This is a genomic window from Anabaena sp. CCY 9910 (assembly GCF_963920875.1).
GTDB classification, from domain to species: Bacteria; Cyanobacteriota; Cyanobacteriia; order Cyanobacteriales; family Nostocaceae; genus Trichormus; species Trichormus variabilis.
The window spans coordinates 32,012-41,212 of the sequence record NZ_CAWUDJ010000050.1; the positions used below are offsets into that span (position 1 = coordinate 32,012).

9 protein-coding genes and 1 tRNA gene are annotated in these 9,201 nt (G+C 42.3%); 5 read left to right on the forward strand and 5 right to left on the reverse strand.

Annotated elements, in window-relative coordinates:
• Positions 1 to 26: 26 nt before the first annotated feature.
• Entirely contained in the window at positions 27 to 902 is an 876-nt protein-coding gene (lipA, locus tag ACM5QX_RS25520; RefSeq protein WP_414756082.1) for a lipoyl synthase, read from the reverse strand.
• Between the two features lie 145 nt (positions 903 to 1,047).
• On the opposite strand from lipA, the gene ACM5QX_RS25525 reads away from it, so the two are divergent.
• A tRNA-Pro gene (locus tag ACM5QX_RS25525) sits at positions 1,048 to 1,121 on the forward strand.
• An 86-nt stretch (positions 1,122 to 1,207) separates the two neighbouring features.
• Here the strand turns inward: ACM5QX_RS25525 and ACM5QX_RS25530 are convergent.
• The gene (locus ACM5QX_RS25530) at positions 1,208 to 2,623 is read right to left on the reverse strand and encodes a DICT sensory domain-containing protein (protein WP_414756083.1); all 1,416 of its coding nucleotides are present in this window, start codon (positions 2,621 to 2,623) and stop codon (positions 1,208 to 1,210) included.
• A 363-nt stretch (positions 2,624 to 2,986) separates the two neighbouring features.
• On the opposite strand from ACM5QX_RS25530, the gene ACM5QX_RS25535 reads away from it, so the two are divergent.
• Both ACM5QX_RS25535 and ACM5QX_RS25540 read left to right on the forward strand, forming a co-directional pair.
• Positions 2,987 to 3,274, forward strand: a complete 288-nt coding sequence (locus tag ACM5QX_RS25535; RefSeq protein ID WP_414756084.1) for a glutaredoxin family protein — start codon at positions 2,987 to 2,989, stop codon at positions 3,272 to 3,274.
• Between the two features lie 32 nt (positions 3,275 to 3,306).
• The gene (locus ACM5QX_RS25540; RefSeq protein ID WP_414756085.1) at positions 3,307 to 4,797 is read left to right on the forward strand and encodes a UDP-N-acetylmuramoyl-L-alanyl-D-glutamate--2,6-diaminopimelate ligase; all 1,491 of its coding nucleotides are present in this window, start codon (positions 3,307 to 3,309) and stop codon (positions 4,795 to 4,797) included.
• An 89-nt stretch (positions 4,798 to 4,886) separates the two neighbouring features.
• On the opposite strand, the gene ACM5QX_RS25545 is transcribed toward ACM5QX_RS25540, so the two are convergent.
• Both ACM5QX_RS25545 and ACM5QX_RS25550 read right to left on the reverse strand, forming a co-directional pair.
• The gene (locus ACM5QX_RS25545) at positions 4,887 to 5,153 is read right to left on the reverse strand and encodes a hypothetical protein (RefSeq protein WP_414756086.1); all 267 of its coding nucleotides are present in this window, start codon (positions 5,151 to 5,153) and stop codon (positions 4,887 to 4,889) included.
• Between the two features lie 26 nt (positions 5,154 to 5,179).
• Entirely contained in the window at positions 5,180 to 5,416 is a 237-nt protein-coding gene (locus ACM5QX_RS25550) for a hypothetical protein (protein ID WP_414756087.1), read from the reverse strand.
• A 142-nt stretch (positions 5,417 to 5,558) separates the two neighbouring features.
• On the opposite strand from ACM5QX_RS25550, the gene ACM5QX_RS25555 reads away from it, so the two are divergent.
• Positions 5,559 to 5,861 carry a hypothetical protein gene (locus tag ACM5QX_RS25555; RefSeq protein ID WP_414756088.1) on the forward strand — a complete coding sequence of 101 codons (303 nt, stop codon included), beginning with the start codon at positions 5,559 to 5,561 and terminating at the stop codon, positions 5,859 to 5,861.
• Positions 5,862 to 5,868: 7 nt separating this feature from the next.
• On the opposite strand, the gene ACM5QX_RS25560 is transcribed toward ACM5QX_RS25555, so the two are convergent.
• Positions 5,869 to 7,623 carry a ShlB/FhaC/HecB family hemolysin secretion/activation protein gene (locus ACM5QX_RS25560; protein ID WP_414756089.1) on the reverse strand — a complete coding sequence of 585 codons (1,755 nt, stop codon included), beginning with the start codon at positions 7,621 to 7,623 and terminating at the stop codon, positions 5,869 to 5,871.
• 790 nt (positions 7,624 to 8,413) lie between these two features.
• On the opposite strand from ACM5QX_RS25560, the gene ACM5QX_RS25565 reads away from it, so the two are divergent.
• Positions 8,414 to 9,201: DUF4347 domain-containing protein (locus ACM5QX_RS25565; RefSeq protein ID WP_414756090.1), on the forward strand; the 788-nt coding region annotated here is incomplete at its 3' end.

Genomic DNA, 9,201 nt, shown 5'->3' on the forward strand with positions numbered 1-9,201 from the left:
TTTTAGAGACACGATTGATTAGGTTTCTATTTGTTCCGGGGGTAACGCTCCATTAATTGTCGTACTTGTTCGGCGTGGTAAGAACTTCTCGTCAAAGGTGAGGATACAACTTGTAGAAATCCGATGTCTTCACCATAGGCTTGCCAAGCAGCAAATTGTTCTGGAGTCACAAAATCATTAACTTGTAAGTGCTTTTGACTGGGTTGGAGATATTGCCCGATTGTCAGGATATCGCAATCCACAGCGCGTAGGTCTTGCATAACTTGGCGAACTTCGGCATCAGTTTCGCCTAAGCCGACCATGATACCGGATTTTGTGTAGAGCCAGGGAGCAATTTGACGCGATCGCTGCAATAATTCTAGGGTGCGATCGTAGTTGCCTTGGGGTCGGACTCGTCGATAAAGGCGAGGAATCGTTTCTGTATTATGGTTTAATACCTCTGGTGATGCTTGAAGAATGATCTTTAACGCCTCCCAGTTACCGCACAAATCAGGGATTAGCACCTCAATTGTGGTTTGAGGCGAAACCGCGCGCACCTCTGCAATACACTTAACAAACTGCGATGCACCACCATCTGGTAAATCATCTCGGTTTACGGAAGTGATGACCACATGATTTAGTCTCATCCGCCGCACCGCTTCAGCTAATCGTGTGGGTTCTGTGGGGTCAAGTGCTTTGGGTTTTTTCTCAAAATCAATATCACAATAAGGACAAGCACGGGTGCAGGCTGGCCCCATAATCAAAAATGTGGCTGTACCAGCTTGAAAGCATTCACCAATGTTCGGACATGACGCTTCCTCACAAACTGTATTTAGCGCTAAATCCCGCAAAATTTCTTTAACGTTACCAACGCGCTCCCATTGAGGCGCTTTTACCCGCAACCAGTCTGGTTTTACAGTCACAATCCGCTTTTACCACTGAATGTTATACAAATCTAATCCTAGCAAGCAAATCCCGTTCCGATTCATCTATATATATAGATGTAGATGTCTTTTCTGTATTGACTATTATTTATGTTATGCTAAAAAAGGCGTATAAATTTTTTAACGGGATGTAGCGCAGCTTGGTAGCGCACTTCGTTCGGGACGAAGGGGCCGCTGGTTCGAATCCAGTCATCCCGATTTTGTTTGTAGAGCAACAAATTATTTGTCGCTCTACAAGTGCAGTTGCCAACCAACAGGCGATCGCTTCACCCTGTTTTCCGGATCTAAGTTGGTGAGGTGCTTCCTATCTTCATTTGCACTATTACCATAGTACCTTCATCAACCTTGCTTCTCACATTAACAGAACCACCACAATGCCATAACAATCTCTGGACAATTGTGAGTCCTAAACCTGCACCATTCGTCTCATCAATTAATCCCGATCGCACACGATAAAAGCAGTCGAATATTTTGGGAATTTCGCTTTCAGCAATACCGATACCTGTGTCGCGAATTTCTAGTATGACGTATTCGCCTTGGACTCTAGCTCTCACCCAAACTCGACCACCGTTGGCTGTAAACTTGAGGCTGTTGTGCAGCAGATTAATGACGATTTGTCGCAAGCCGCCATTGACACATAAAACGCTTGGCAAGTCTGTAGGGATGGTATAGCCTAGCATGATGCCTTTTTCTTGGGCTACTGGTTGGTAAGTGCTGACGACTCCAGGGACAATATCTGCAAGTTTGACGAGTTCTAAAGTTGTTGTTTCCAAATTATGCTCTAGTTCTACCAAAGTCATAAGACCGGCAATCAAAATACTTTGGCGATCGCATTGGGTATTTAACATCTGCAAATACCTCTGTCTTTGGTGCGGTTTCAGGGTGGGTGAATTCAACAGTGAAAGCGCAGTTTTCATTTGCGTCAGGGGTGTACGCAGTTCTTGACACACATTAGTTAGATATTCATCTTTCAATTGCTCTTTTGTTTGTAATTTCTGATTGTGCTGCTGCAATTTAGCAATGCGTTCAACGCTAATGCGACGATTAATTTCGTTTTGTCGTTGGAGTTGCTTGGTGAGCATTTGGCTGATGAGGGCTGGCTCGCAAGCAGTGGAGCAGATAAAATCACTTGGTGGTATGGGCTTTAATTCAGAGGTAACCTCTTGTTTTATCCCATCTAACACACGCTGAATAACTTGATGTTCAAGCGAAGTAATCGTTAATAGCGGTTGATTTTTATTATTTGGTGTCTTACCCAAGGGGCCAATTTTGTGATTTTGACGTGGGCGATAAGCTGCTATTAAACTGCAAAATTTTGTCGATAAGACTACCAAAAAATATTCTCGTTGTAAGTGGTTATTTGGTAGTAATGGCACCTCAAAATAATGCTCATAGGAACAAGATAAAGATGTTAAATTTTCTTCTCCCACCTCTGATTTACTTTCTCCAACTTGGCAATTGTAAATACGACCAGAGTTATCCACCGATGACTGATAACGGACTATTTCTGTAGACCAAACTTTTCCTGGTGGCAGCTTAATCCATAAAGTTGCACTGAGTTGCTGCTCAATCAGTAAGTCTATTTGCGCTCTCACCAGTGATAGCAAGGTCGCCGGACTGAGAGTCACTGTTTGAGAAGGCGCTTCCACTCCTAAAGCCAGCTGATAAACGGACAAATCCTTATGCAGAGAGTCATTCATGAGTTAAGCACAACAAATAAAAATCAGGGGGAGGAAAAAATAATTACTTTCTTGAATTAGAGGGAAAGCCTAACTCATCATTGGTAGGGAGAAAAGCCACCCTGGCGCTTTGGTAATTGGTAACAGGTCTATTACCAATTACCTATTACCAAACCCCCATCTACAAAAAGATGAAGATTTTCACAATATTACTTACATATATGTTTTTTACACAAAAGCCACGTAAACACAATAAATTATGAATGACAAAATTACTAACTACTACTTTTGTTAATAAAAATGACCAATTTGTATTGCAAAGATTATAGATTTATCATGTATTCTTTACAATAGCAGTTCTCAGTGATTTGTAGTATTCAGTAAATGCGATTAATTTTATACAGTAAGCCCGGTTGTCATTTATGTGAAGGTTTGCAGGAAAAACTAGAACAGATCCAAAATTTGAGTTTTGAGTTAGAAATCCGTGACATTACAACTGATGAAAAATGGTTTGCTGCCTATCAATATGAGATTCCGGTTCTGTGTTTAATAACGCCTGGAGACGAGAAAGAGCAAGCTTTACCCCGCCCTTCTCCCCGCGCTAGTGTTCAGCAATTGGCACAAATGTTGAGCAAGTATTTAGCCAATCCGGAAAAAAATAATGCAGAATAGGCGCAAGAAAGGCGTGTGTCGAGGTTCACAACATGAAATTGCGGGAATTACTAGCGACAGTAGACAGTGTTGAAAATTTACCTCCGGTTTTGGCGGATGCGGAAGTTAAAGGCATCAAGACCAACTCCCATGCTTGCGGTGCGGGTGATTTGTTTATTGGAATGCCAGGAACGCGGGTAGATGGCGGAGAATTTTGGCCTAGTGCGATCGCCTCAGGTGCGATCGCGGCAATCGTCTCTCCTCAAGCTGTGGAAAAAAATCCTCCCAGTGATGAGGCTGTTGTCATTAGCTCTAACAACATGACTAAAGCTTGTGCCGCGATCGCCGCAGCTTTTTATGGTTATCCTGGGCAGAAACTCAAGCTGGTGGGTGTGACTGGTACTAATGGTAAAACTACCACCACTCACCTAATTGAATTTTTCTTAACCAAAGCTCAATTATCTACGGCTTTGATGGGGACTCTCTACACTCGTTGGCCTGGTTTTGAGCAAACAGCCACCCACACCACCCCCTTTGCAGTAGAACTACAACAGCAGCTAGCACAAGCTGTGAATGCTGGTTGTGAGTTTGGAGTTATGGAAGTTAGTTCCCACGCTTTAGCACAAGGACGGGTGCTTGGTTGTCCCTTTGAGGTGGGGGTATTTAGCAACCTCACCCAAGACCACCTGGACTATCACAGCGATATGGAGGATTATTTCGCCGCAAAAGCGCTGTTATTTAGTCCTGATTACCTGAAAGGACGGGCAATTATCAACGCTGATGATACCTATGGTCAAAGATTAATCAAGGCATTGAGTCCCGAAAAGGTCTGGAGTTACAGCGTTAATGATAGCAGTGCTGATTTGTGGATGAGTGACTTGAGTTATGAGCCTAATGGTGTAACGGGAACTCTGCACACGCCAGAGGGTGATGTCAGTTTCCGTTCACCTTTAGTTGGTCAATATAATTTAGAAAATCTGTTGGCGGCTGTGGGCGCGGTTTTACACTTGGGCTTAGACTTACAGCTAATCGCCAATCATATCCCAGAGTTCCCTGGTGTCCCCGGACGGATGGAACGGGTGCAGATTCATCCTGAGCAAGATATTAGCGTCATTGTCGATTACGCCCATACCCCCGATAGTTTAGAAAACTTACTCAAAGCGGCTAGACCGTTTATTCCTGGGAGAATGATTTGCGTGTTTGGCTGCGGAGGCGATCGCGATCGCACCAAGCGCCCCAAAATGGGTAAAATCGCGGCTGAACTAGCAGATTTAGCTTTTGTGACTTCCGATAACCCCCGGACTGAAGACCCAGAAAAGATTCTAGATGATATTCTGGCGGGGATTCCCGACACAGTGCAACCGACAGTTATAGGCGATCGGGCGATCGCTATTCGTACCGCAATTTTACAAGCTCAACCCGGTGATGGCGTGCTACTGGCGGGGAAAGGTCATGAAGACTACCAAATTCTCGGTACAGAAAAAATCCACTTTGACGACCGAGAACACGCACGCGCCGCTTTGACAGAAAGAGAAAAATTATAAGGGATATGTAGAACGGGCAATGCCAACCTTATCATGGCTTTGGTGGGCATTGCCTATAAGTATTTCAGCTTTGCTGATTGGTTCATAGTCTACAAGTCTTCAGATGAAACGTTCCCTTTCACTAAACGGTGAAACAAACGACAAGGCCAAATACAGGCTCCACAAAGAGTTACAGAGGCAATGGCAACAAAAACGCGCCAGTTATCCTTAAATGTATGAGTAGATTTTGATGACTCGTCTTGCCTATCTTTGGTTAGTTCTGGCAATGAGTGAGTTAGCTGACCAGCTGTACTTACCCCTTCAATCGCCGCTCCAATTAGATAAGCTACAAGGGCAATACCTAGCCAGTGATTCATAATATTTTTATTCGTGAACTTTGGTGTTAATGATTTTCCTGTCCTAAAGATAACCTGCCTTCAGCAGTGTCTCGAATTAGAGGCAGTTTAGATGTGATGTAAGTATCCAGGCTACTATCTACCTGTGCGTCGAGTCCCTGCTTGACTTTTAATTGCTGGGTAAGTAACTGTACTAGAGATATATCATCAAATTGAAGTAAAGTGCTGACGTTAGTAGACTCAATTACAGCCCAAAGTTGGCGTATTACTTTTGTGGTGACCATGAGTCTCTAACCTCTTAAGCTTTTCTTTATAATTACACATTTTTCGGATGGGTGGGGAAATATTTGTTGAAGAATTATCAAGCTACTGGAAGATAAAGTAGAATGGTTGGGTAAATCCTGGTATCTTACATAACCAAATCTTATGGAAACCACAAAGCTCCACATCTGTAAGCTAGAGGCGACTCAGGAATGGTTGTGTTTAGATGCCAGGGCTTACATTGCAGAATGTTTAGAAGCTTGTGTCACTGTAGAGATGCTGGCTGATTTGAGGGAAATCTTTCCACGTCAAGCATTGACAGTAGCTAGTGTTCAGGTTTGCGAATTGCAGAGAAAGCGTATTCAGCGATGGCTGAAAGAACAAAATGGAGAAGTCCAGGATTTAGGGGAGTCGTCCCAAGTTTTGCAGGGTGCTATGGATACATCTTTGGGTCAGCGTTCATCGTAATTTTGTCTTAAAACGGTTGATACCGCAGTGAAAAGTGAAGACCATTTTCTTGCAGTGTATTTCCCCCATCATTAATATTCGTTAAGGGAATACCATAATCTAAACGCAGGTTTAAATCTCGACTTGGTTGCCAAAGCAAGCCTAAACCGAGACTAGAAATTGTCTGTGGTTGCGGATTACTACCGCGATTATTCCATACAGTACCGATATCAAAAAACGGTGCTATCTGCAAAGCATTGGAGTTAGCAGTTAAAGGAAGGCGAACTTCCACGGAAGCTGTCAAACCATTGTCGGCTACGAGTTTGTTTTGGGTATAACCACGAACTGTATCGAACCCACCAATACTAAACTTTTCTAACGATAATAAAGAATCTCCCGTCAGTTGGGCATTGACTCTAGTTAGTATTAATGTTCGTGAGGATAATAACTGCACCCATTGAAATTGTCCTAACCAAGAGAAGAAGCGCCCATCCGTACCAGTATCGTTGACTGTAGCATCAAAAGCTCCAATACCAAGGCTAAATTGCGAACGAGCGGCTAAAACACTTGTGGCATCACGCTTTACCCAATCTTGAGAAAAGCGAATGGCTGTAATTTTCGATTCTCCATCTTCTGCACCAGGGGAAAAAGAAAAAGGAATATTATCGAGGAGAAATGTTTGGGAACGGCGTAAATCTAAGCCTAGACTCAGGGCAAGTTCTGTTTGGGGTTGGCGGTAGAGAGGATGACGATAACTGAGGGAATAGGTTTGAGTTTCGCTTCTAATGTTCAAATTGCGGAAATCGTCTGTGATAATGCGGCTATTGGCATTATTTACCCGAAAACTCAATGTGTCATTATTGCCATTTACGGGAATTGTATAGCTGACATCATACAAGTTAAGTCCTTCGGTAATTGTATATTCACCAGCGAGGCGATCGCCAAAACCTAGCAAGTTATCATGATTCAAAAAGACCCCTAGTTGAGTCGAACCAATACTGGGAGTTTGGTTATTGGCTGTAAAAACTCCCCCATGAAATGCCGGTGCTTCGGTGATATTTACTAGCAAGATACTACTACCAGAAGTACTACCCGCAGTTAACTCAGCATTTACCCGTTGAATCACGGGGTCTAGTTGTAATAGTTGCAATGCTGCTTCTAAGCGTTGGCGATTTAATGGCGTGGAAGTAGCTTTGGCAAGACGCGATCGCACGTATACTGATTGAAGACTCCTTAACCCAGTGATCTCAATTTTCTCTAGTTCTCCTTCCACCACCTGAATTTTTACCACACCATCAGTCAGATTTTGATTGTTGGGTAAAAATGCACCACTGGTGATGTATCCGTTTTGAATATAAAGTTTAGTAATATCTGAGCGTAGTTGAATTAAATCTGCAAAGGTAACTCGACGGTTCTCGAATGGTTCAATCAACTTGGCGATTTCATTTTTTAAGACTGTAGACCCCAAAACTTCAATTTTAGTCACTAAAAAGCTTTCACCAGTAGGAGAAGTAACATCCGATGGTGTTGGCACAGGAGGCACAGGAAGGATAGGTTTGGTAGGAGAAGGGGGAGTGGGATTAGCAGGAATAGGGGAGGGTTTAGGGATAGTTTGGTCGATAGTCTCTGGTGTAGTAGGGGGAATTGTCACCCCTGCTGGTGGTGTAGATTGGGCAGACGCGACACCAGGAAAGCTAATTAAGGTTAGTAGCAGAAATAATCTGGGACAGGGAAATTTTGCTTTGATTCGGGCATCATTCCTGCCTAAGTCAATATTTTTCACATTCTTGAAATTGACAATTAATGCACAAGTATTTTTACTTAAGTACAGTCTAAATTATCACGGTTATTCTTGACATACAAGCAATTAACGACATTTGAAATTGCATAAAACAGCATTGCTATTTAGGCGGAAGCAAGCTAAAGAAATAAGAGTTCGATGGAACCTAACCCCAACTTCTTCCCTATTAGTCCACCCAATCAGTTTTGAGAAGTTGCGGGTATCTATCACTTGTCACTTGCGTTGGCGTTTCAGGCATTATGGACTACTTAAATTGGACTACTTAAATTGGACTACTTAAATTTTAATGAATCCAAATAATTTAAGTAAAAATACAGGGGTTGAACATGATTATCAAGCATAAATTATTAATCGTACAACACGTTTAAGCTAATACAAAATTGTAATCTAGTTGCTTACATATACTGAGTCATATCTCAATATATGGACGTTTTAGTTTGATAGGGTGCGTCAGTATTGATGATTTCTCAGTATATTCGGGTTTTATTGCAATGACGCACCCTAAATTTTGGACATTTGGGATATTTTTTATCTGAAAGTCCCTGCGTATATTTTAGTGTTTTTACTACCTTATTTTATACATTTTTTAAATACATAAGAGAGTCTCCCCTAACTAACACAGTAGTTTTCAATAAGGTTAGACAGGGCGGATTACTTACGTATTTATACATAACTAAGGTTGGGGAAATAATATTAAAGTTACGAGCATATCGAGATTGATAACTGTATTAGCTTAGATTTTTTTATTACCAAGCATCTAACCCCAAAAGTTATGAACCTAACATTAGATACCCAAACTAGCTCAACTCCAGCATCAATCACCTCAAGCATAGTCTTTATTGATACAGCAGTTACAGACTATGAAAGTTTAATTGCTGGTGTCAAACCAGGTAATCAAGTCTTTATTCTAGACCCCAACATTGATGGGGTAGAACAAATCACCAAAGCCTTGCAAGGTTGGGAATATAACTCAGTTCACATTGTTTCCCACGGTAGCCAAGCCAGCTTACAACTAGGCTCAACTAGGCTGAATGCAGCTAACTTGGATACTTACACCACCCAATTACAACAGTGGCGAGAAAACTTATCCACAAATGCCGAAATTTTGCTTTACGGTTGCCAAGTGGCATCCGGGGAACAGGGGATGGAGTTTGTCAGACAACTGCATCTACTTACAGGTGCAAATATTGCGGCTTCCACAGAGAAAGTAGGCAGTAGCCAACAGGGGGGAAGTTGGGAATTAGATATTAATGTTGGTCATATATATACAACATTAGCCATTTCAACAGCAGTCAGGATGGCTTATCCTTCAGTATTAGTGTCTTTTGACCCTGCCACTAACTTTGCCGTTGGTTCTAATCCTCGTTCAGTAACAGTGGGAGACTTCAATGATGATGGGTTGCAGGACTTAGCTGTTACTAAGCAAAGTAGCAATAATGTCAGAGTACTACTAGGACAAGGTAACGGCAGCTTTGGTGCCGCCATTAACTTTAACGTTGGTTCTCGTCCTTTTTCAGTAACAGTGGGAGACTTCAATGATGATGGGTTACAGGATTTAGC